This is a genomic window from Halomonas elongata DSM 2581 (assembly GCF_000196875.2).
GTDB lineage: Bacteria > Pseudomonadota > Gammaproteobacteria > Pseudomonadales > Halomonadaceae > Halomonas > Halomonas elongata.
In genome coordinates this window covers 3,954,841-3,975,177 of record NC_014532.2, presented here as the reverse complement: position 1 = coordinate 3,975,177, position 20,337 = coordinate 3,954,841, and the positions used below count along the sequence as shown (strand labels likewise).

Here is a 20,337-nt window from a genome sequence, read left to right as displayed (position 1 = left end):
GGATTTGCGATATGCCGAGCATGAACCCGGCATATTGTTTCAGGCCTGCACTGCCTGTACTTGCTGCTTTTCTTCTTTTTCCTGCGCTTTGTCCAGAACTTCCATCACCTTGACGGCAATGCGCCGGGCGAGAAGAGGGGGGACGGCATTTCCTACCTGAACGTACTGTTCGGTGCGGTTTCCCTCGAAGTAGTAGTCATCAGGAAAGGTCTGCAGTCTCGCCGCCTCTCGAACAGTAAGACTTCTGCACTGCCTCGGATCGTAATGGATGAAATAGTGCCCATCCTTGGAAATGTGACTGGTGATCGTCTTGGATGGCTGGTCTTCGAGGACTACCTTGAACCGGTCGGCGAACTTGCCTGACTTCCAGTTGGCATGCAGGGGGGCAAGGTAGTCGAGGTAGATCTCCTTGGTGCCGATCGGCGAATGCCCCACGACCTTGGCAAAGGTCGCGCAGTATAGGTATCTGGCCAGATCCTCTTCCATGTGGCTCCTAGCCTCATGGTTGTACCACAGTCCCTTCAGATTGGGGCGCTGAGCTCCGTGATACCACTTCTCGAGTTCTGTTGTTGGCCCGACAGGCCTAGGATCAGCAGCAGGGGTGTAGCGCCTATTCAGCCCACTGAGTGGTGCTTTCGCAATCTCGAGAAGCTCTTCAGCGATACGCTTTCTGACATCGGGTTTGATGTGCTCGCTGGGGTGACGCAGCAGCTCTTCAGCGACCTCGGTAGCGACTCGTTTGATGGCCGCATACCATGCCACATCGGAATCATGACGGCTTAATCCACTGCGAAGTGCCGGCAGCTCGGCAAGCACATCCGCGACTGTCAGTTGCTCGTGTTCACTGGTTCTCTGCATCTGCAGGCTAGTAGCCATGGCCGGAGCGCCGACACGACCGACGATGTCGTTTCGGACCCCGACCAATATGACGCGATGACGAGCTTGGGGTATACCGTGCTCATCGGCCTTGATTACGAAGGAGTTGTATTCGTCCTCTTCGAGTGGTGCTGGGGAGTCGAAAAGGCCTGTGGTTTTCGGGAAGTAGACGCGGTTGTCCTCGAGAGAGAAGATCGTGTAACCATCACTGCTGGACATGGAGCTTCTTGGCCCCTCGTGTCCGGTAGCTTTGCTAGGGTCGCGCAGGTCTTCTAGTATCTGACCGAAGATCCTGTCCTTACCGACCCGTGACGTCAACATCCCCCTGACATTCTCCATGACAAAGACAGCCGGCCGGAACTTGGCGATTACGTCCAGGTATTCTCGATACAGGAAGTGGCGATCATCTTCCTCGGGCCGATAATTCTTTTTGCCGTGATTGCGGACTCGACCAGCGACTGAATAGGCCTGACAGGGGGGGCCCCCGATCAGCACCCAGTTGCTGCAGCCTGTCAACTCCTTCCGGAGACGGTCTTCGAGGGTTCGGTTGCCATCTTCGCTCCCCAGCTTGAGACAAAGAGCTTCTTCCCGTGCCTGATCCCACAGGTGCTGCACGTCTGCACGGGCTGAAGGGTGCTCGCCTCCCAGCAAGTAGTCATAGTACGCTGACATTCCCATGCCGCTGTCATGCAGCAGCCGGTAGAACGCGCGCATCGTCAATGTGCGATGGGCGGCAGCATCCTTCTCCACGGACACGAGTGTTTTGAATTGACGACTGCCGTCGGGCCTCCGGATTGAGCTGAAGCCTTCGCCCAAGCCGCCCGGCCCGGCAAAGAGGTCAACTATGTGAATCGGCTTCGTCATCAATGAAAACCTGCTATATGTTCCTGGACAGTGGGGAGCGATAACCATGCCCGATGTTGTAGATCACTCGACTCGCTCACGCATGATGCGGGCTATAAAGAGCCATGACACTCACCCCGAGATTGCTCTGCGCAAGTACCTTCACGCTCAAGGGTATCGGTTCAGGCTTCATCGCAAGGATCTGCCGGGATCACCGGATATTGTCCTGCCGCGCCATCACCTGGTCATCTTCGTGCACGGCTGTTTCTGGCATCGGCACGCTGGCTGCTTCTACGCCACGACACCTGGCACTAGAACGTCATTCTGGAAAAACAAGTTCGAGGCAAATGTCAGTCGCGACCAGCGGGCATGCGAGAATCTGGAGCAGTTGGGGTGGCGTGTCCTAGTGGTTTGGGAATGCGGGTTCAAGCATTGCCGTGAACAGCTGTCCGGCATTTCTCAACTGATCCAAGCCGTCAACCAATATCAAGAGTGGCCATCCCAACCACCACGATTTCGCCCTTCCTAGTCATGAATGCCTCCAAGCCGTAGTCTGGAACCGTCGAAACCATTTCCGGACGGGATACCATACCAAGTTATCCTCGTGCAGCTAAGATTACCAGGGCTGACAGAGACGAATCCAGGGTTATGAGCACAGTGCCGGTAATTTATCCGGGAAATTTTGCTGGCCGAATCCGCGTGTCGCCGCTCAAACCCTCTACACAATATTCTGAATCTGATCGATTGACACCTTGAACTCCGTGGCACAGCAGATGGTGGCGGCTGGCGCGGCGAGGTGGATAGAACGGTCAGGCGGGGGCGCAAAGGCCGAGCATTCCTGCATGCTCGGCCGAGGCGTCATCCGCGTGGTGTGGCAGCCGCAGGTGGCGCATTCGAGGCGTGCCGGTGTTTCCAGTAACCGGCCAGTAGTGAGCCGGACACGTTGTGCCACACGGAGAACAGTGCACCGGGCAGCGCCGCGCCTGCGCTGAAGAACTGGTTGGCCAGTGTCACCGCCAGCCCGGAGTTCTGCAGGCCGACCTCGAAGGCGATGGTACGTGCAGTGCGCGTGTCGAAGCGCAGTAGCCGCGCCAGACCGTACCCCGCGGCGAGACCGATGCCATTATGCGCGATGACCGCCAGTGCCACGACCGGCCCCAAGGTAGTCAGTCGTCCGGCATTGAGTGCTACCACGATGGCGATGATCAAGACGATGGACGCCATGGCCAAGGTCGCCAGGGCCGGTTCCACGCGCTGGATATGGGTCCCCAGGAAATGGTGGATCACTACGCCCAGCATGATGGGGGCCACCACCAACTGGCCGATGCTCATCAGCATTCCCATGACAGGCACATCGATGCTCTGGCCCAGTAGCAGCAGCGTGAGCAATGGCGTGGCGAAGACCGAGATCAAGGTTGAAACCATGGTCATCGACACCGACAGTGCCACATGCCCGCCGGCCAGCCAGGTCATCACGTTGGATGACGTACCGCCTGCCGTGGCGCCGACCAGCACCATGCCAATGGTCAGTTCGGTGGAAAGATTCAAAAGCCTTGAGATCAACAACGCCGCCAGAGGCATCACCAGGAACTGCAGGAGCACGCCCACGGCGATCGGCTTGGGCGACTTCACCACGCGCGCGAAGTCGCCCTTGGTGAGCGTCAGCCCCATGGCGAACATGATGATCACCAGCAGTGTCTTGATATAACCGGCCAGGCTAGTGAAAAACTCCGGTACGAAGGCAGCGATGACGGCCAGCAGGATGGCCCAGACGGGAAACAAGCGGTTGATGCGTTCGAAGGTGGCCATGTGTTGTTCCAAGCGTTGAAGGATCGATTGGCGGCCGCTGAAATGCGACTCTGATTATCGCGAGGCGTCGGCGGACGTCGCGTTGAGAGGGCTATGATGCCGCAGTGACATGGTGCTCGAAAGTCGACCTTCTGTGCATCACAACGCGCTATGCATCGCAACGCGCTCACGATTTGGGTGAGCTGCCATCACTCGATGTTCTGAATCTGCTCGCGCATCTGTTCGATCAGCACCTTGAGCTCCACGGCGCAGCGGGTGGTGTCGGCGACGACGGATTTCGATGACAGGGTGTTGGCCTCGCGGTTGAGTTCCTGCATCAGGAAATCGAGGCGTCGGCCGATCGGCCCTTTGCCGGCCAACTGGCGCTTCACCTCGGCGACGTGCGTCTCGAGGCGGTCGAGCTCCTCGGCGACGTCGGCCTTCTGGGCGACGAGGACCATCTCGGCTTCGAGGCGTTGCGGGTCGAGCTCGGTCTTGGCGCTTTCCAGCCGCTCGTGGAGCTGGTCGCGTTGACGCGCCAGGATGTCGGGCAGCAGGCGGCGAACCTCGGTGACCTGTTCGAGGATAGCATCGAGGCGCTCGTCGATCAGGGTGGCGAGCTTGGTGCCCTCCCGGGCCCGGCCGGCTTCCAGGTCTTCGAGGGCACGCTCGAAGAGGGCGCGCGCCTCGGTTTTGACGATGTCCATGTCGGGGCCGGAAGCGTCCAGCACACCCGGATGATCGAGCAGCGCCAGGGCGTCGGGCATGTCGGCCTCGGGTACGCTTTCGCGCACTTCGGCCAGTGCCGTGGCGAGGGTGGCCAGGCGCGTGCGGTTGACCGTCAGCCGGGCGTCGCCGTCGGTGGGCGTGAAGCGCAGGTGACATTCGATCTTGCCGCGCGCCAGTCGACCGCGCAGGGTCTCCCGGAAGTGGGGCTCGAGGTCGCGCAGCGTCTCGGGCAGGCGGAAATGAGGTTCGAGATAGCGCTGGTTGACCGAGCGCAGCTCCAGTTGCAGGTACCCCCAGTCGGCATCCAGGTCCTGCCGGGAAAAGGCCGTCATGCTGTGGACCATGTCAGACTCCGGTCGGCGGTCGTGAAACTGGCAGTGTAAGGGAAACACACTGCAAATGCCTGTGGCCCGTCGTGGGTGGGTGTTTTCCCGAATGGCCACGATTCTTGTGGTGGAGCGTGTAGAATAGCGCCGATTCCATTCATACCCGATTCCCTTACAGCCAACAGCGAGAGAGGTGCCATGCCCTCGGACATCCGGCGTCCCAGCGGACGCGCGACAGATCAGACCCGCGACATTCGCCTGACCCGTGACTATACCCGTCATGCCGAGGGATCGGTGCTGGTGGAGTTCGGTGATACGCGTGTGTTGTGCAATGCCAGCGTCGAAGCCGGTGTGCCGCGCTGGCTGCGTGGCAAGAAGCAGGGCTGGGTGACCGCCGAGTACGGCATGCTGCCGCGGGCCACGCACACCCGCGGCGGTCGCGAGGCCAGCCGTGGCAAGCAGGGTGGCCGCACGGTGGAGATTCAGCGCTTGATCGGCCGCTCGCTGCGCGCCTCGATCAACCTCAAGAAACTCGGTGAGTTCACCATCACCGTGGACTGCGATGTCATCCAGGCCGATGGCGGTACCCGTACGGCGGCCATCACCGGCGGCTGCGTGGCTCTGGTGGATGCCGTGCGCTATCTGCAGCGCGAGAAGCTGATCAAGGGGGATCCCTTCCATCAGTTGATCAGTTCGGTGTCGGTGGGGATCTATCAGGGCACGCCGGTGGTCGATCTGGACTATCCGGAGGACAGCCGCGCCGGTACCGACATGAATGTGGTGATGGCCGAGAACGGCGAGCTGATCGAGGTGCAGGGCACTGCCGAGTCGGGCACCTATAGCCGCGCCGAACTCAACGCCATGCTCGACCTCGCCGAGAAGGCCGGTGGAGAATTGTTCGACCATCAGCGTGAGGCGCTGGGCATCCGTCGCTGAGTGACGGCCCGGGCCGGGGGAGCGCTGACTGATGTCGCGAGTGAGGCAGGTTGACGTTTCCCCAACGCATCACGCCGGCTCCCGGCCGGCGTGATGCATCGCGCGGCAGCACGATAGCGACGTAGGGAGGCGCGTCAGAGCGTCAGGTCGTACTCGACGATCAGCGGCGCGTACTCGGAGAAGGTGGCGTCGTAGTCGATCCAGGCGTCCACCACATGGCGGCGGAAGTTGGGCCCGACGATCTGATAGTCGATGCGCCAGCCCTCCTGGCGTTCGCGCGGCTGGTCCTGGTCGAGCGCCGGCCACCAGGTGTATTCACCGGCGTCGCGGTTGATCTCGCGGAAGGTGTCGATGAAGCCGGTCGGGCCGAATACCTGATCCATCCAGGCGCGTTCCTCGGGCTTGAAGCCCGGGGTGGTCTGGTTGTCCGCCCAGTTCTCCAGGTCGATGGTCTTGTGGGCGATGTGCCAGGTGCCGCAGATGATGTACTCGCGGCGCTTGCGCGCCATCTTGGTCAGGTACTCCTGATACTGCGCCATGAAGTTCTGCTTGGCGGCCGGGTCGCTGCCGTCGGGCATCAGGAAGGAAGCGATGCTGAAACGATCGTAGTCGGCCTGCAGAAAGCGCGCCTCATGGTCGCACTGGGGAAAGCCCAGACCGTACATGATCGCCTTGGGAATCTTGCGGCAATAGAGCCCGACGCCCGAGAAACCGTCCTGCTCGGCGTCGAGGAAGTAGCCTTCGTAGCCTTCCGGATAGAGGATGCTGCCGTCGAGTTCGAAGCTCTTGGCCTTGAGGTTCTGCACGCAGACGACGTCGGCGTCCTGATTGGCCAGCCAGTCGAGAAAGCCTCGGCCGACTGCCTCGCGAATGCCGTTGACATTGATGGTGGCGATTTTCATACATGGTCCCTTTTGCGTCGCGCGTGTATGATACCCGACGTTTCGACGTTTGGGTAAATGGCATCGGTCCATGAACGTGATAGGAGGCCCCGTGGCGGATCATCGAGTCGCATCGTCCCTGCAACCGTATCAACAGGCGTTCATCGCGTTCGCTATCGAGCAAGGCGTGCTGCGCTTCGGCGAGTTCACCCTCAAGTCCGGTCGGGTCAGCCCCTATTTCTTCAATGCCGGCTTGTTCAAGTCCGGTGCCGCCCTGGCCCAGTTGGGCCGCTTCTATGCCCAGGCCATCGCCGACAGTGGGCTGGAGGCCGAGGTCCTGTTCGGCCCCGCCTACAAGGGTATCCCACTGGCCGCTACCACCGCCGTGGCCCTGGCCGATCATCATGACCGCGACTTGCCCTATGCGTTCAATCGCAAGGAGGCGAAGGCGCATGGCGAGGGTGGCAATATCGTCGGTGCCGAACTCGCCGGGCGTATCCTGATCGTCGACGATGTCATCACGGCCGGCACCGCCATCCGCGAGGTGATGGGCCTGATCGAGAATGCCGGCGCCGAGGCTGCCGGGGTCGTGGTGGCCCTGGATCGCCAGGAGCGCGGTGGCGATGACAGCGACGCGCGCAGTGCCATCCAGCAGGTCGAGGCGGCCTACAACATGCCGGTGGTCAGCATCGTCAACCTGGACATGGTGCTCGAGTACCTCGAAGTCCATGCCGGCGAGGCACTGCGGGGCCATGCCGAGGCCATCCGCGATTACCGTGATCGCTACGGCATTCAGTCCAACTGAGTTGACCTTAGCAAGCAAGGAGAACGACTCCCACCATGAAAGCGATCTTTCCCCTGTGGGTCGCCGGCGCCCTGGTGCTGGCCGGCAGCTCGTTGTGTCAGGCCGCCAGCCTGGATCTCAACCTGAGTGGCGATGCGGTACAGTTCGAGGCGGCCGCCGATGTAGCCCCGGGCATTCAACTGGGCGGCGGCGTGCTGGACAGCGATTACCGTGACGATGCCACTGTCTGGCACGGACAGTTGCTCGGCGTGGAACGCACCCGCAACTACGAGGTCGGCGTCGGCGCTCGCTGGACCCAGTTGGACAGCGACTTCGGCGATGGCGGTGGTCTGGGGCTGGGCGGCTACGGCTATGTCTATCTGCCTGAGGTGCCGGCGCTTTCCCTGGGCGGTTATGGCTTCTATACACCCAGCGTGGTGACCAGTGGCGATCTGGACGATGCCGCCGAATATGGAGTACGGGCCCGTTATGCGGTGACCTCCAACGTGGATGCCTATCTGGGGTATCGTCGCTTCAGGGCCGATCTCGATCTTCCCGGCGTCGGCACGCGGACCCTGGATAGCGGCGTGCACGGCGGTGTACGCCTGGTCTTCTGAGCCCGCCCATCGTTGTCGAGGTTTCGGTCCCGCCATGGGGCCGAGCCTGTTGTTTGGCCGATAACCGTTTCAGGACGCGTTGATGCTCGATGTGGTGCTTTTCCAGCCCGAGATTCCGCCCAATACGGGTAACCTGATCAGGCTGTGCGCCAACACCGGCTTCCGCCTCCACTTGATCGAACCGCTCGGCTTCGAGCTCGACGACAAGCGCCTGCGCCGCGCCGGGCTCGATTATCACGAATGGGCCAGGGTCCGCGTGCATCGGGACTGGGACGCCTTCATCGAGGCGGTGTCTCCCCGGCGGGTCTTCGCCGTCTCCACGCGCGGTCGCACCGGCTATCACGAGCCGGCCTACGGCCCGGGCGATGCCCTGGTGTTCGGCCCGGAGACCCGCGGCCTGCCCCAGGCGATGCTCGATGCCCTGCCGGAAGCGCAGCGACTGCGCATTCCCATGCTCCCCGAGAGCCGCAGCCTGAACCTTTCCAACGCCTGTGCCATCCTGGTCTACGAGGCCTGGCGTCAGCTCGATTTCGAAGGCGCCCTGGCGCCGACGACCGGGAGTGCGCCATGACAACCAGCATCGCCAGCCGCCTCGCCAAGCTCAACCCTCGTCAGCGCGAAGCCGTGAAGGCCATCGACGGGCCCTGCCTGGTGCTGGCCGGTGCCGGTTCCGGCAAGACCAGCGTGATCACCACCAAGATCGCCTACCTGGTGCAGGAATGTGGCATGAGCGCTCGTCGCATCGCGGCGGTGACCTTCACCAACAAGGCCGCCCGGGAAATGAAGGAGCGCGTGGGGCAGATGCTCAAGGGGCGCGAGGCGCATGGGCTGAGGGTCTCCACCTTTCACACCCTGGGGCTCAACATCATCCGCGGCGAGCTCAAGGCGCTGGGTTACAAGCCGGGCTTCTCGCTGTTCGATCCCGAGGACGCCAAGGCGCTGCTGCGCGACCTGATGAACAAGGACGCCCAGGTCGATGCCGACCAGATCAATCGTGTCCAGTCGGTGATCTCCAACTGGAAGAACGATCTGGTGCTGCCCGGCCAGGCGCTGTCCCATGCCGCCGATGAGGACGAACTGTTCGCCGCCCGGGTCTACGAGGCCTATGTTCGCCATCTCAAGGCCTACAACGCGGTCGATTTCGACGACCTGATCCTGCTGCCGGTCACCCTGCTGCGCGATGATCCCGAGGCGCTGGCGCGCTGGCGGCGCAAGATCCACTACATGCTGGTGGACGAGTATCAGGACACCAACGTCAGCCAGTACCAACTGGTGCGCATGCTGATGGGCGAGCGGGCGACTTTCACCGTGGTCGGCGACGACGACCAGTCGATCTATGCCTGGCGCGGGGCGAGGCCCGAAAACCTGGTGACGCTGGGCGAGGACTTCCCGCGTCTCAATGTCATCAAGCTCGAGCAGAACTATCGCTCCACCGGCACCATCCTGCGTGCCGCCAATACCCTGATCAGCAACAACCCTCACGTCTACGAGAAGACGCTGTGGTCGGACATGGGGCAGGGCGAGGCGATCCGTGTGGTGGTCAACCGCCACGAGGAAGCGGAGGCCGAGCGGGTGGCCAGCGAGATCCTCACCCGGCGCATCAAGGAACGCGCCGAATGGCGCGACTTCGCCGTGCTCTATCGCGGCAACTTCCAGGCCCGGCTGCTGGAGCTCAAGCTGCAGCACTACCAGATTCCCTACAAGCTCTCCGGCGGCACCTCCTTTTTCTCGCGCAACGAGATCAAGGACGCCATGGCCTACCTGCGGCTGCTGATCAATCCGGCCGACGACAACGCCTTTCTGCGCATCGTCAATGTGCCACGCCGGGAGATCGGCCCCGGTACCCTGGAGAAGCTGGCCAACTACGCCACCGAGCGCGGCGCCTCGCTGTTCGCCGCCTGCCATGAGCTGGGGCTGGCCGAGCAGTTGCCGGCGCGGGCGGTCGAGCGCCTGGGGCGCTTCACGCATTTCATCGACGGCGTGCGGCGCCGTATGGACGGCGGCGACGCCATCGCCGCGATTCGCGGGATGCTGCATGAGATGGACTACGAGGCCTGGCTGTACCAGAACGCCAGCGCTCCGACCATCGCCGAGCGGCGCATGGCCAACGTCTGGACCCTGGTCGACCAGCTCGAGAAATCGATGCGGGCCGACCCGGATGAGGAAAGCCCCAGCACCGACACCGAGACCGACGATGTGGAAGCGGCGATCTCGCGGCTGGTGCTGCGCGACATCCTCGAGCAGCAGGCCGAGGAAGACGATTCCGACCGCGTTCAGCTGCTGACCATGCATGCCTCCAAGGGACTCGAGTTTCCGCATGTCTACCTGATGGGGCTCGAGGAAGAACTGCTGCCGCACCGCAACGCCATTGAAACGGGGAGCGTGGAGGAAGAGCGTCGTCTGGCCTATGTGGGCATTACCCGGGCGCGGCGCACCCTGACGCTGACGCTGGCTCGCCAGCGCAAGGCATATGGCGAGATGATGGACTGCACGCCCAGTCGTTTCCTCGATGAGCTGCCCGAGGATGCGCTGGAGTGGGAAGGCCGGGCCGATCGGGAAGACCCGGACAAGAAGCAGGCCCGGGGGCAGGATGCCATCGCCGGCCTGCGTTCACTGCTGGGGTAGGACGACGCGCGTTACTGCGACGCTTCGAGCAGGTAATCGACGGCGGCCTTGACCTCGGCATCGGAGAGACTGGGATCGCCGCCTTTGGGCGGCATGGCATTGAAGCCATTGATGACGTGGCTGTAGAGCGTATCGGTGCCCTTCTCCAGGCGTTGCGACCAGGTCTCGCTATCGCCCTTCTTCGGCGCATTGGCCACGCCGGTATCGTGGCAGGCCATGCATACGGCGTCGTAGACGGCCTGGCCATCGATATCGCCGTCTCCGCCCCCTGCACTGGTATCGCCACCTCCGGCCGAGGACGCGCTGGTTCCGCAGTCCTGGCCCTGCAGACAGAGGTCCCCCACCGGTGCCAGGCGCTTGGCGATGGTGTCGTGACTCGCGTCTTCCTGGGCGAAAGTCAGGCCCGTCAGGCCGAGGGTGGCCAGGCACCCCACGATCAGCTTGCTGGACTTCACTGTGCCACCTCTCTTGTTTTTGGACGGCGTCACGGTCGGCATTCGGGCCGCGCGTAACGCGACCGGAACGGCCATGCGATGGTGGTCAGTATAACCAGCATCGGCAAAAGCGGAAAAACGCGCTGATACCTCAAAGCACAGCGCCCGTCCGGGTGGACAGCCGCCAGGCGGCAAGGTAGGATAACGCCCGCCTCAGCGCAATCAGCTGTCAGGCATCAAGCGCCCTTAGCTCAGCTGGGCGTAGCCGGAACAGCAGAAGCACAGCTTCTGCCCGGTGGAGCGCCGAGCGCCATGCAAGGCGATCGGCAGGACCCGAAGGCAAGGCCTGAGGGGAGCGTCAGCAGCGCACAGCGCTGCCGGCGGACGGAGTGAACGAGGCTCCGACAAGCAGCAAATCCGCGCCCTTAGCTCAGCTGGATAGAGCGTCGCCCTCCGGAGGCGAAGGTCAAAGGTTCGAATCCTTTAGGGCGCGCCAGAATCGCAGTAGAAGCGGCCACCAGCTCACAGCAGCGGTGGCCGTTTTTCGTTGTGCGCACCGTTTCATTCGATGATCGGAGCCCCCGTCGCTGCACAAGCAGCGCGAGTCCTGAGGGCGTGGCGTTCTCGCGGGGCCAGCTTGCATACCTTCGCCCGGGTCTGCATCCTTGAGTGACATCTCCAATAAAGGCAAACCAGATGACCAAGCAACCCATGAGTCACAGCCTTCGCATCGCTGGCCTTGCCCTGGCCGCCGGCAGTGTCCTCGCCGCCGGTAACGTTCAGGCCCAGGACAAGGGAACCGTGGAACTGGGATATGTCGAGTGGTCCTCGGAAGTGGCTTCCACCAACGTGGTCCGCGCCGTGCTGGAACAGGCCGGTTACGATGTCGAGCTGACCTCATTGTCCGCTGCGGCCATGTGGCAGGCAGTCGCCAGCGGCGATTCCGATGCCATCGTCGCCGCCTGGCTGCCCACGACCCATGCCGACTATCTGGAACGTGTCGGCGATAAGGTCGAGAATCTCGGCCCGAACCTCGACGGCACCAAGCTCGGCCTGGTGGTACCCGAGTACACCGATGTCGGTTCCATCGATGAACTCAACGCCAACGCCGACACCTTCAATAACAAGATCATCGGTATTGATCCTGGCGCCGGCTTGATGGGCCTGACCGAGCAGGTCGTCGAAGAGTATGGCCTGGATCTCGACCTGCAGAGCGGCAGCGGGGCCACCATGACCGCTGCCCTGCAGTCGGCCATTCAGAACGAAGAGGACGTCGTGGTGACCGGCTGGACGCCGCACTGGATGTTCGCCCGCTGGGATCTCAAGTACCTGGACGATCCCAAGAACGTCTATGGCGGGGCCGAGCACATCAACACCATCGTGCGCCAGGGGCTCAAGAAGGACATGCCGGAGGCCTATGCCATCCTCGATGCCTTCGAGTGGACGCCCGAGCAGATGGGCGAGGTCATGCTGATGAACCAGGAAGAAGGCTCCGACCCGTACGAGAACGCCAAGCAGTGGGTCGAGGATAACCAGGACGTCGTGCAGGAGTGGCTGCCCGAGTCGTAAGCGAAACGCCTTGGTTCATTGAGGCAAGTAACGACAAGAGGGAGGTGCCGTTGGCACCTCCCTCTCTTGTTTTGTGCGCCCGGTAGGCGTCGGGCGGCATCGGAAACTATCTCATGCGCTCGGGCTCACTCGCCCCAGACATCCTTGGCGATTTGCACCACGAGCTCCAGCTTGGCCTGCTGCTGCGCTTCGCTCAGGGTATTGCCTTCCTCGGTGGAGGCAAAGCCGCATTGGGTGCTCAGGCAGAGTTGATCGAGGTCGACGAACTGGGCGGCTTCGTGGATCCGCGCCTTGACGTCCTCGGCGCTTTCGAGCTCGCCGGTCTTGCTGGTGACCAGGCCCAGCACCACCTTCTGGTGGCCCGGCCTGATGAAGCGCAACGGCTCGAACCCGCCGGCACGGTCGGTATCGTACTCGAGGAAGAAGGCATCGACATTCACCGACCCGAACAGGACCTCGGCAACGGGCTCGTAGCCTCCCTCTGAGATCCAGGTGGAGCGGAAGTTGCCTCGGCAGACATGCATGCTGACGACCAGGTCGTCCGGCTTGCCTTCCAGCGCCTTGTTGATCACCCGGGCGTAGGTTCGCTGCAGTTGTTGCGGGTCCTCGCCGCGTTCGACGATCTTGGCGGTCTGTTCCTCCGAGCAGAGGTAGGCCCAGACGGTGTCATCCAGCTGCAGATACCGGCAGCCCGCATCGTAGAAGGCCTGCAGGGCCTCCTTGTAGACCCGGGCCAGGTCATCGAAGAAGTCGTCGAGATTCGGGTAGGCCTCGACGCTGACCACGTTGCGGCCTCCCCGGAAATGCAGGACGCTCGGGCTCGGGATGGTCATCTTCGCCGTGACGCCATTCGTCACACTCTGGAGAAACCTGAAATGTTCCAGCATGGGGTGTTGGCCGAACCCCAGCTTACCGGTCACCCGAACGTTGCGTGACCGGGTCTGCACGCCGTTGAACTGGATGCCCTGATCGGCATCGTAGCCTTCCACTCCCTGCAGGCCTTCGAAGAAATCGAAGTGCCACCACGCACGGCGGAACTCGCCATCCGTGACCACTTGCAGTCCTGCCTGACATTGGCATGCCACGGCGTGTCGAATCGCCTCGTTCTCGACGCTACGCAGGCGGTCGGCATCCAGGTTCCCCGCCTGTTGCTGCTGGCGTGCATCCTTGACCGGCGAGGGGCGTAGCAGGCTGCCGACGACATCGGCACGAAAGGGGGGATGAGCAAGCTGCATCCTGAACTCCAGAGGTTGAGAGGAAAGAGGTTGGGTGAAAAATTATTTAACCGGCTAAATTTATGCGTCTGGGCGACAGACGTGAAGTGAGACTTCCTCAGGGGAAAGTGAATGTCATTCATGTCAGCCCCCTGAAGGTCCGAGGGCGATTCCGGATCTGCCGGGTGGGGCATTGTTTTATGCGTAGCATGCCCGCACCTACCGGGGACATCCCGGGAAACACTGAACAGTTCGTCCACGCAGGCACTTGTGCCGTGTTTTCCTCAATATGGGCACATGTAGTACTGCCCGACCGGAGGAGTCGAAACATGAGTAACGCGATCCAACCGATTCTCATCGTGATGACCAGCCATGCCACCAAGGGCGAAGGCGGTGATCCGACCGGGTTCTTTCTGTCCGAGGTCACGCATCCGCTGGCGGTGTTCGAGGCGGCGGGCATCCCGGTGGAGTTCGCTTCCATTCAGGGCGGCGAGCCACCCGTCGATGGCTTCGATCTCGACGACGAGACGAATGCCCGCTACTGGAACGATGCCGCTTTCCGTGAACGGCTCCGCCATACCAAGGTGCTGGCCGAGATCGATCCCGCCGATTACTCGGCGATCTTCTTCGCCGGTGGGCATGGTGCTGTGTGGGACTTCCCCGACAATACCGCCGTGCACGACAAGACGCGTGCGATCTGGGAGCGCGGCGGCGTGGTAGGGGCGGTCTGCCATGGCCCTGCTGCGCTGGTGAACGTGACCCTCTCGGATGGCACTCTCCTGGTAGCCGGCCGGGACGTCGCGGCCTTCACCGATGCCGAGGAGGACGCGGTCGGACTCACCGACGTCGTCCCCTTCCTGCTGGAATCGACGCTTGCCGAACGTGGGGCGAAGCTGCATCCCGCCGCTGACTGGACGGCCCAGGTAATCACCGACGGTCGCCTGGTGACGGGGCAGAATCCGCAATCGGCCACCGGAGTCGGGGAAGCGCTGCGCGACCTGCTCGTGTCCTCGAGCTGATCCGGTATCGGGCGCCCGCGCGGGATGTCTTCGGATATCGGTGCGGGCTGCCCTGATTCGAGCCATGTCGTGAGGGGCAGGCAGGAAATTAGACCAAAGTATATAGACCAAGGTATAATGCTCGGTACATTCCTCAACGCACAGGTTTGAATGTCATGACGACTACCAAGGTTGAACGTACCGACCGCATGCCCCTGCTCAAGCGCTTCGGCAAGATGGCATACCGTCTGCTGGAAACCATGACCGAGAGCGCCTACCGCGGCTTTCAGTCCCGCATGCCCTATGCCTACATCTGAGCCCTGTCGGGAAAACGCTGATTCATTGCTGTGCCCGATATCCTGGCCGCCGGCGGTACTCGTGCGCGAGCCCTGTCAAACCCTCATTTACGCACGTGTAAACTGCGGTTTTTCCGTTCCGGCGGCGGCCAGCCTCTCTTCGCTCGCGACATAAATCAGCGCTTTCTCAGCTCAAGATTCCCTCCGGCGAGCCGGCCACCCTATCTCCCTTGCCTTCGTTTTCGCTATCCGCCTTGCGTGATTGCCGGTAATACGGTTGTCTCGAAGCATCGCTAATGAATGGTCGATGCCATGGGCGTATCGGCCGCATGCCCACCGGACCAATTCGCGTGATCCTGGCCCGTTTGTTGTTCAAAACGAGGCACATTCGGCCCAAGCGCTATACAGTGAAGACGAGAGAAAACAACAGGGATTGTGAGACGGATGTCATGGTGGATGAAAAGGATGAATCGACGCAGGGTGGTGCCGAAGTGGTACATCACCCGACGGTGCGATGGCCAATGCTGGCGGCGTCCGGTACGGCGGCGGGTATCGTGCTGCTGGATGAGCGCTATCGCATATTGTGGGCCAACGAACGATTTGGCGTCTTGTCGGGCTGGCCGCTCGATGACGTGGTGGGGTATGCCGGCAAGGAGCTCGTGTATCGCCAGGCGCTGAAACCCTCATGGTTCACCACCGAGTTGCGGGCCGGTGCCTGGCAGCACGTGCAGCTCGGCGACGGCGAAGCGGAAAGCGTGCGGGGTGTGCTGATGGCCGAGACGCACCTGGCATCGCGTCGGGATGAGGCGGCAATCCTGTGGACCTTCGTCGATCTGCGCGACGAGGCGCCACACCGCTTTCATGCCTCCCTCGATGGAATGGTCAGTATCTGGGTGTTCGAAGACCGTCTGCAACATGGGCTGGCGCGTGCCGCTCGCCGCGACCGGCAGGTCGGTCTGCTGCTGTTCCGGCTCGACGATCGTGAGGCGCTCGGCGAGCGTTTTGCGGGGACCTGCCTTGAGGGTTTGCAGCAGCAGGTCGGTCGTCGCCTGGTTCAGACCCTGGACGTCGAGGACAGCCTGACCCGCCTGGGGCAGGATCACTGGGGCGTCCTGATCGAGCAGCCGGTGTCCCCCGAGGATCTGCAGATGGTGGCATTGAGCTGCCAGGAGGCCATGGAGGCGCCCTTCCGGACGGCGTCGACAGCGCCGCTTCTGACGCTCTCGGTCGGCATCGCCGTTTATCCACAGGACGGCGACACGAGCGAGTTGTTGATAAAAAGCGCCGAAACCGCTCTGTCGCGTGCGCCGCCGGCGAGCCATGCCTTCTTCGACCCCTCCCTCGAGGCGATCCTGGCGCAACGCCTGGCGTTGAGGGAATTCGTGCAGGGCGCATTGCTCCAACCGGCACTTCATTTCCGAATCGTCTACCAGCCCCGTCTGGATATCCATGACAGCCGTTGTCGGGATGTCGAGGCGCAACTACGCCTGCGCCACCCTGAGTGGGGCGAGCTGCTGCCGAGCGATTTCCTGCCGGTGGTGGCGGAAATGGGGCAGGCGGCATGGCTGGACCAATGGGCCATCGAACGCGTGGCGGCGCAGCGGGCGGCCTGGCAAGACATGGGGGGCGAACTGGCGACGCTGGGAGTGTCGCTGGATGTCGATGCGACCACGCTGGATCAAGCGGTGGCCGGGCGTCGCCCGCTGGATGTCATGCTGCGGCGTTTATCCATGGATCTGAGCTGGTTGTGCCTCGAGCTGGAGGAGCGGGCCTTCATCGCCCAGGCCGCCGAGCACACGCATCTCTTTCGGCGCCTGACGGCGCTGGGAGTGCGCTTGGCCGTCAGCCACGCCGGCCAGGAGCCTGTGGATATCATGCGTCTGGCCGGTTTGCCGGCTTCGAGGGTGACCTTCGGGTCACGGGTCGCTGCCGCCATCCACCGGGATGACACTTCGGCCGCCCGCGGCCTCGAAGCGCTGGCCCGCTGTCTGGAAACGCTGCAGCTCGAGGGTGTGGTGACGGGCGTCACGAGCGAGGTCCAATGGCAGGTCGCCGGTTGCCTGGCGGCGGGGCTTGCCCAGGGCGATGGACTGTGCGAGCCGTTGGAAGCCGAGGCGCTGGCGGCCTGGTTGGCAGCGCGAGCTTGATCAGGCCCGGGCATCCAGACGCCGTGACTGCAGGCTGGCGCGGCCGTCGGCGGCGTAGGTGTCGGGGTCGGCGAGGCGGTGGATGTAGTCCAGGGTGCGCTGATTATGCGTCATGCGCACCGACAGCAGGTGGCCGTTACCGGTATTGAGGCGTGCAACGCGCCTTGCGGCGTCGAGGGTCGCCTGCCAATGCGGCAGGCACTCGGCGTCCTCGGCAGCCTGTCGGGCTCCCGCCGGGCCCGGTGCGTATCCCAGCCGCTGTTGTATCCCGGCGCGCTTGGCTTCCGTCGATTCGAGGAGGTCATGCAGGTGCGCCTTGTCGTCGGCCAGGCGTTGCAGGGTGCGACCATCGGGCTGGCCTGTGAGCAGCAGCGCGCGTTCCTCTTCCAGCAGCATGGCGAGCGTATCGAGCCGCGATGTCTGGTCGTCGAGCAGGCGCGCCAGGCTCATGTGCGTGAGTCTCCATCGGCCAGCAGATCCTGCACGCTGGCGATCAGGCCGTCGGCAATGCGCTCGGGGTGGATCTCGAGACGGCCCTCGCGAATGGCGTCGCGCAGCTCGTCCACGCGGGCGGTATCGATGTCCTGGCTCGTGTCGGTGCCGGCCTGGCGCAGGTGCGTCATGGTGGCCGGGTCGTCGCCGGCGCGCCGGGATGGCGGCGCATCCTGTGCTTGCTGTGCCTGACGAGCCGGTTCGCCCTGCTTGGTTTGCTCGGGGCGCAGTGGCTGGTGGTTGTCGACTTTCACTGTGTTTGCCTCGTGACCGGTGCTGATAGGGAGGCTATCGGCTCGCGCGCCGTAAACTTGAGGTATCGATGATGTCGTCCAGTCTGGGCAAGACGGCATCAGTTGTCCACGACCAGGCGGCGTTCGCCGACCACCCGGGCATGGAGGATCTCGCGGTTGTCGAGACGCACGCGAATGCGATCGCCGCGTCCGCCCGGTGCCAGCGCCTCGGCCGGGCGCGTCACGCGGAACCCGGAACCACGCGCTTCGAGAGTGACCGCTTCGCCGCGCTGCACCAGTCGCGGCTTGCGTAGTTGATAGCCCCGCAGCACCTGACCTTCGGACAGTGGGCGCATGGCGACGCGCCCGATGGCCTGACCGGCTTCTCGCAGGGTCTGGCGCGGCAGGCGTGCCAGGTTGCCATGACGAATCACCAGGTGGTCTCGGGTGATCGTTTCGCCGGCGGCGACATCCCGGGCGGTCTCGAGGTAGGCGCCGATGACTGAGACCTCGGCCTGCAAGAAGCGGGTGCGTCGCCCCTGCTCGCCGCATTGTACGCCCACCGAGACGCGACCGATCAGCGGCTGGGAGTCGTTGGGCAGGAAGGGGCGTGGCGAGGGGCAGGCCGGGAACTTGGCCGCGGGTGGGTGCAACGTCACCTCGATCTCATCGCCCAGGGAGCTGGCTTGATCCTCGAGAAACTGCCGAACGCTTTCCAGCATCGCCTGATCGGCGGCGCGGGCCTGGGGCGCGAAGAGACTCGCCGCCACCAGGGCTAGCGCCAGGGCCATCGAGACAAGGATTGTCGCCGGAAGAGTTCGGGTCATCTCGCTTACGGGGTCGGTGGGCTCGGTTGTCGAGTCTAGCGCCGGCCGCGGCGAGAGAATCGCGGAAATGACCCCGGTAACGTCGGCTGTTCATGCCTTTGGGAGGACAGGGGAGTCGCTATTCTCCAACGTCGACGAATTCCTTTTCCGGAGAGTGCCGGATGATCGATCAGCTCGATGCCGCCTTCAACTTCCAGCAACAGGCCCTGTCGTTGCGCCATGAGCGCCAACAGGTGCTGGCCAGCAATATCGCCAATGCCGACACCCCGGGCTACAAGGCTCGCGACATGGATTTCTCCAGCGCGCTCGAGCAGGCCATGCAGCGGGGTGGCGGGAATGCCGAAGGACTCGCCCTGGAGCGGACCTCGGCGCGACACCTGGCGGGGCAGGCATCGACGCTGCCTCGCAGTGAGCTGCTGTACCGCGTGCCCGATCAACCCAGCCTCGACGGCAATACCGTGGACATGGACCGTGAGCGTGCCCAGTTCGCCGACAACTCCGTGCGCTACCAGGCGGCACTGACCTTTATCGGACGCCGGGTCCAGGGCCTCAAATCGGCCATGCAACCCGAATGACCAGGAGCGGCCATTATGTCGATGTTTTCCGTATTCGAAATTTCCGGCTCGGCGATGAGTGCCCAGTCGCAGCGCATGAACGTGACGGCCAGCAACCTGGCCAACGCCGACAGCGTGGCCGGCCCTGACGGCGAGGCGTATCGCGCCAAGCAGGTGCTGTTCGAGACGCGCGCCCAGTCGCGCACCGGTGTCGGCGGCGTCGGGGTGCGGGAGGTGATCGAGGATCCGTCGCCGATGCGCCGGCAATATCGCCCCGAGCATCCGCTGGCCGACGATCAGGGCTATGTGGACATGCCCAACGTCGATCCGGCGGCGGAGATGGTCAACATGATCTCCGCGTCGCGCTCCTACCAGGCCAACGTCGAGGTCATGGATACCAACAAGCAACTACTGCTCAAGACACTGAGCATGGGCGAGGGCTGACGGCATGGCCAATACCATTGATACCGGCGTGACCAGCACGCTCAACGGTGGCGGCTCGGCGGGCTTGAACGCCGGCCAGTCCAGCGCGTTGCGCGAGAATTTCATGACGTTGCTGGTGACGCAGTTGCAGAACCAGGACCCGCTCAATCCGATGGACAACCATCAGACCACCTCGCAACTGGCCCAGATCAACACCGTCAGCGGGATCGAGAAGCTCAACGACTCCCTCTCCGAGATCAATGGCCAGATCGACGCCGGCCAGTCCTTGCAAGCGTCCGGTCTGATCGGCAAGGGCGTGCTGGTGCCGGGCAATCGCGTCCTGCTGAGCCAGGGGGAAGACGGCGAAGTGACGACCACGCCCTTCGGTGTCGAGCTGCAGCGCCCCGCCGACAACGTCACCGTCACCATCACCAATGGCGATGGCCAGGTCATCAATCGCTATGACGTCGGGGCGGTGGAGAGCGGCGTGGATTCCTTCAGCTGGAACGGCAAGACCAGTAGCGGCGAAACCGCCGCCGAGGGCGCCTACAACGTCTCGGTCGAGGCCACTTACGAAGGTGAGCCGGTAGCGGTCGAGGCGCTCAACTACGCCGTGGTCAACAGTGTCTCACCGGCCGACGAGAACAGTGACATTCAGCTCGACCTGGGGGCCGTCTACGGTCGGGTCGGCCTGCCCGATATCAAGCAGATCCTGTAACGCCAGATCCTTAACGCCACCTGTTTA

The 20,337-nt window shown here is 63.1% G+C and carries 22 protein-coding genes and 1 tRNA gene; 14 read left to right on the top strand and 9 right to left on the bottom strand.

Going from position 1 to position 20,337, the window contains the following annotated elements; all coding sequences use genetic code 11:
- Positions 1-39 precede the first annotated feature (39 nt).
- Positions 40-1,740: a DNA cytosine methyltransferase gene (locus HELO_RS18675; RefSeq protein WP_013334152.1), complete on the bottom strand. Its 1,701-nt coding sequence runs from the start codon at positions 1,738-1,740 to the stop codon at positions 40-42.
- A 46-nt stretch (positions 1,741-1,786) separates the two neighbouring features.
- Here HELO_RS18675 and HELO_RS18670 point away from each other — a divergent pair, with 46 nt between their 5' ends.
- A complete protein-coding gene (locus tag HELO_RS18670) occupies positions 1,787-2,248 on the top strand; it encodes a very short patch repair endonuclease (RefSeq protein ID WP_109637567.1) in 462 nt (153 codons plus the stop codon).
- A 329-nt stretch (positions 2,249-2,577) separates the two neighbouring features.
- Here HELO_RS18670 and HELO_RS18665 read toward each other — a convergent pair whose 3' ends face one another.
- On the bottom strand, positions 2,578-3,528 hold the full coding sequence (locus HELO_RS18665; RefSeq protein WP_013334151.1) for a bile acid:sodium symporter family protein: 951 nt from the start codon (positions 3,526-3,528) through the stop codon (positions 2,578-2,580).
- 188 nt (positions 3,529-3,716) lie between these two features.
- On the bottom strand, positions 3,717-4,580 hold the full coding sequence (locus HELO_RS18660; protein ID WP_013334150.1) for a YicC/YloC family endoribonuclease: 864 nt from the start codon (positions 4,578-4,580) through the stop codon (positions 3,717-3,719).
- 180 nt (positions 4,581-4,760) lie between these two features.
- Here HELO_RS18660 and rph point away from each other — a divergent pair, with 180 nt between their 5' ends.
- On the top strand, positions 4,761-5,498 hold the full coding sequence (gene rph, locus HELO_RS18655; protein WP_013334149.1) for a ribonuclease PH: 738 nt from the start codon (positions 4,761-4,763) through the stop codon (positions 5,496-5,498).
- 134 nt (positions 5,499-5,632) lie between these two features.
- Here rph and HELO_RS18650 read toward each other — a convergent pair whose 3' ends face one another.
- Positions 5,633-6,400: an exodeoxyribonuclease III gene (locus tag HELO_RS18650; RefSeq protein WP_013334148.1), complete on the bottom strand. Its 768-nt coding sequence runs from the start codon at positions 6,398-6,400 to the stop codon at positions 5,633-5,635.
- A 91-nt stretch (positions 6,401-6,491) separates the two neighbouring features.
- Here HELO_RS18650 and pyrE point away from each other — a divergent pair, with 91 nt between their 5' ends.
- The 4 genes from pyrE (at position 6,492) to rep (ending at position 10,405) form a co-directional block, all read left to right on the top strand.
- A complete protein-coding gene (gene pyrE / locus HELO_RS18645) occupies positions 6,492-7,184 on the top strand; it encodes an orotate phosphoribosyltransferase (RefSeq protein ID WP_013334147.1) in 693 nt (230 codons plus the stop codon).
- 35 nt (positions 7,185-7,219) lie between these two features.
- Complete coding sequence (locus HELO_RS18640) at positions 7,220-7,780, top strand: YfaZ family outer membrane protein (RefSeq protein ID WP_013334146.1); 561 nt, start codon at positions 7,220-7,222, stop codon at positions 7,778-7,780.
- An 82-nt stretch (positions 7,781-7,862) separates the two neighbouring features.
- Positions 7,863-8,351, top strand: a complete 489-nt coding sequence (trmL, locus tag HELO_RS18635) for a tRNA (uridine(34)/cytosine(34)/5-carboxymethylaminomethyluridine(34)-2'-O)-methyltransferase TrmL (RefSeq protein ID WP_013334145.1) — start codon at positions 7,863-7,865, stop codon at positions 8,349-8,351.
- Positions 8,348-10,405: a DNA helicase Rep gene (gene rep, locus HELO_RS18630; protein ID WP_013334144.1), complete on the top strand. Its 2,058-nt coding sequence runs from the start codon at positions 8,348-8,350 to the stop codon at positions 10,403-10,405. Before trmL ends, rep begins: the two co-directional genes overlap by 4 nt.
- A gap of 11 nt (positions 10,406-10,416) precedes the next feature.
- On the opposite strand, the gene HELO_RS18625 is transcribed toward rep, so the two are convergent.
- Complete coding sequence (locus HELO_RS18625; RefSeq protein WP_013334143.1) at positions 10,417-10,860, bottom strand: c-type cytochrome; 444 nt, start codon at positions 10,858-10,860, stop codon at positions 10,417-10,419.
- A 398-nt stretch (positions 10,861-11,258) separates the two neighbouring features.
- Between HELO_RS18625 and HELO_RS18620 the strand changes: the two genes are divergently transcribed.
- Together HELO_RS18620 and HELO_RS18615 are read left to right on the top strand one after the other, a co-directional pair.
- Positions 11,259-11,335, top strand: a tRNA-Arg gene (locus tag HELO_RS18620).
- Between the two features lie 200 nt (positions 11,336-11,535).
- Positions 11,536-12,408 (top strand): glycine betaine ABC transporter substrate-binding protein, encoded by an 873-nt coding sequence (locus HELO_RS18615; RefSeq protein ID WP_013334142.1) that lies wholly within the window; start codon positions 11,536-11,538, stop codon positions 12,406-12,408.
- Between the two features lie 125 nt (positions 12,409-12,533).
- Here the strand turns inward: HELO_RS18615 and HELO_RS18610 are convergent, their stop codons facing one another.
- Positions 12,534-13,643 carry a cobalamin-independent methionine synthase II family protein gene (locus HELO_RS18610; RefSeq protein WP_013334141.1) on the bottom strand — a complete coding sequence of 370 codons (1,110 nt, stop codon included), beginning with the start codon at positions 13,641-13,643 and terminating at the stop codon, positions 12,534-12,536.
- A gap of 308 nt (positions 13,644-13,951) precedes the next feature.
- Here HELO_RS18610 and HELO_RS18605 point away from each other — a divergent pair, with 308 nt between their 5' ends.
- The 3 genes from HELO_RS18605 to HELO_RS18600 all read left to right on the top strand — a co-directional run bounded on the left by HELO_RS18605 (position 13,952) and on the right by HELO_RS18600 (position 17,063).
- Positions 13,952-14,641 (top strand): type 1 glutamine amidotransferase domain-containing protein, encoded by a 690-nt coding sequence (locus HELO_RS18605; RefSeq protein ID WP_013334140.1) that lies wholly within the window; start codon positions 13,952-13,954, stop codon positions 14,639-14,641.
- A gap of 155 nt (positions 14,642-14,796) precedes the next feature.
- On the top strand, positions 14,797-14,937 hold the full coding sequence (locus HELO_RS19255; protein ID WP_013334139.1) for a hypothetical protein: 141 nt from the start codon (positions 14,797-14,799) through the stop codon (positions 14,935-14,937).
- A gap of 428 nt (positions 14,938-15,365) precedes the next feature.
- Entirely contained in the window at positions 15,366-17,063 is a 1,698-nt protein-coding gene (locus HELO_RS18600) for an EAL domain-containing protein (RefSeq protein ID WP_013334138.1), read from the top strand.
- On the opposite strand, the gene HELO_RS18595 is transcribed toward HELO_RS18600, so the two are convergent.
- The 3 genes from HELO_RS18595 to flgA all read right to left on the bottom strand — a co-directional run bounded on the left by HELO_RS18595 (position 17,064) and on the right by flgA (position 18,579).
- Complete coding sequence (locus HELO_RS18595) at positions 17,064-17,513, bottom strand: flagella synthesis protein FlgN (RefSeq protein ID WP_013334137.1); 450 nt, start codon at positions 17,511-17,513, stop codon at positions 17,064-17,066.
- On the bottom strand, positions 17,510-17,809 hold the full coding sequence (gene flgM, locus HELO_RS18590) for a flagellar biosynthesis anti-sigma factor FlgM (protein WP_041602282.1): 300 nt from the start codon (positions 17,807-17,809) through the stop codon (positions 17,510-17,512). The genes HELO_RS18595 and flgM overlap by 4 nt, the downstream gene beginning before the upstream one ends.
- Positions 17,810-17,907: 98 nt before the next feature.
- The gene (gene flgA / locus HELO_RS18585) at positions 17,908-18,579 is read right to left on the bottom strand and encodes a flagellar basal body P-ring formation chaperone FlgA (protein ID WP_109637560.1); all 672 of its coding nucleotides are present in this window, start codon (positions 18,577-18,579) and stop codon (positions 17,908-17,910) included.
- A 197-nt stretch (positions 18,580-18,776) separates the two neighbouring features.
- On the opposite strand from flgA, the gene flgB reads away from it, so the two are divergent.
- From flgB to flgD, 3 genes are read left to right on the top strand one after another with little or no spacing between them, the layout of a single operon-like run.
- On the top strand, positions 18,777-19,190 hold the full coding sequence (flgB, locus tag HELO_RS18580; RefSeq protein WP_013334135.1) for a flagellar basal body rod protein FlgB: 414 nt from the start codon (positions 18,777-18,779) through the stop codon (positions 19,188-19,190).
- Positions 19,191-19,205: 15 nt separating this feature from the next.
- The gene (flgC, locus tag HELO_RS18575; protein ID WP_013334134.1) at positions 19,206-19,613 is read left to right on the top strand and encodes a flagellar basal body rod protein FlgC; all 408 of its coding nucleotides are present in this window, start codon (positions 19,206-19,208) and stop codon (positions 19,611-19,613) included.
- A 4-nt stretch (positions 19,614-19,617) separates the two neighbouring features.
- On the top strand, positions 19,618-20,310 hold the full coding sequence (flgD, locus tag HELO_RS18570; protein ID WP_013334133.1) for a flagellar hook assembly protein FlgD: 693 nt from the start codon (positions 19,618-19,620) through the stop codon (positions 20,308-20,310).
- The last annotated feature ends 27 nt before the right edge of the window (positions 20,311-20,337 follow it).

Bases quoted from the DNA above. Each gene is read 5' to 3' on its own strand.
- flgA (WP_109637560.1), bottom strand. From the start codon at position 18,579: ATGGCCCTGGCGCTAGCCCTGGTGGCGGCGAGTCTCTTCGCGCCCCAG.
- flgB (WP_013334135.1), top strand. From the start codon at position 18,777: ATGATCGATCAGCTCGATGCCGCCTTCAACTTCCAGCAACAGGCCCTG.
- HELO_RS18610 (WP_013334141.1), bottom strand. From the start codon at position 13,643: ATGCAGCTTGCTCATCCCCCCTTTCGTGCCGATGTCGTCGGCAGCCTG.
- flgC (WP_013334134.1), top strand. From the start codon at position 19,206: ATGTCGATGTTTTCCGTATTCGAAATTTCCGGCTCGGCGATGAGTGCC.
- HELO_RS18615 (WP_013334142.1), top strand. From the start codon at position 11,536: ATGACCAAGCAACCCATGAGTCACAGCCTTCGCATCGCTGGCCTTGCC.
- HELO_RS18600 (WP_013334138.1), top strand. From the start codon at position 15,366: ATGGTGGATGAAAAGGATGAATCGACGCAGGGTGGTGCCGAAGTGGTA.
- rph (WP_013334149.1), top strand. From the start codon at position 4,761: ATGCCCTCGGACATCCGGCGTCCCAGCGGACGCGCGACAGATCAGACC.
- HELO_RS18650 (WP_013334148.1), bottom strand. From the start codon at position 6,400: ATGAAAATCGCCACCATCAATGTCAACGGCATTCGCGAGGCAGTCGGC.
- HELO_RS18605 (WP_013334140.1), top strand. From the start codon at position 13,952: ATGAGTAACGCGATCCAACCGATTCTCATCGTGATGACCAGCCATGCC.
- HELO_RS18660 (WP_013334150.1), bottom strand. From the start codon at position 4,580: ATGGTCCACAGCATGACGGCCTTTTCCCGGCAGGACCTGGATGCCGAC.
- HELO_RS18595 (WP_013334137.1), bottom strand. From the start codon at position 17,513: ATGAGCCTGGCGCGCCTGCTCGACGACCAGACATCGCGGCTCGATACG.
- HELO_RS18640 (WP_013334146.1), top strand. From the start codon at position 7,220: ATGAAAGCGATCTTTCCCCTGTGGGTCGCCGGCGCCCTGGTGCTGGCC.
- trmL (WP_013334145.1), top strand. From the start codon at position 7,863: ATGCTCGATGTGGTGCTTTTCCAGCCCGAGATTCCGCCCAATACGGGT.
- rep (WP_013334144.1), top strand. From the start codon at position 8,348: ATGACAACCAGCATCGCCAGCCGCCTCGCCAAGCTCAACCCTCGTCAG.
- HELO_RS18675 (WP_013334152.1), bottom strand. From the start codon at position 1,740: ATGACGAAGCCGATTCACATAGTTGACCTCTTTGCCGGGCCGGGCGGC.
- HELO_RS18670 (WP_109637567.1), top strand. From the start codon at position 1,787: ATGCCCGATGTTGTAGATCACTCGACTCGCTCACGCATGATGCGGGCT.
- flgD (WP_013334133.1), top strand. From the start codon at position 19,618: ATGGCCAATACCATTGATACCGGCGTGACCAGCACGCTCAACGGTGGC.
- HELO_RS18665 (WP_013334151.1), bottom strand. From the start codon at position 3,528: ATGGCCACCTTCGAACGCATCAACCGCTTGTTTCCCGTCTGGGCCATC.
- HELO_RS19255 (WP_013334139.1), top strand. From the start codon at position 14,797: ATGACGACTACCAAGGTTGAACGTACCGACCGCATGCCCCTGCTCAAG.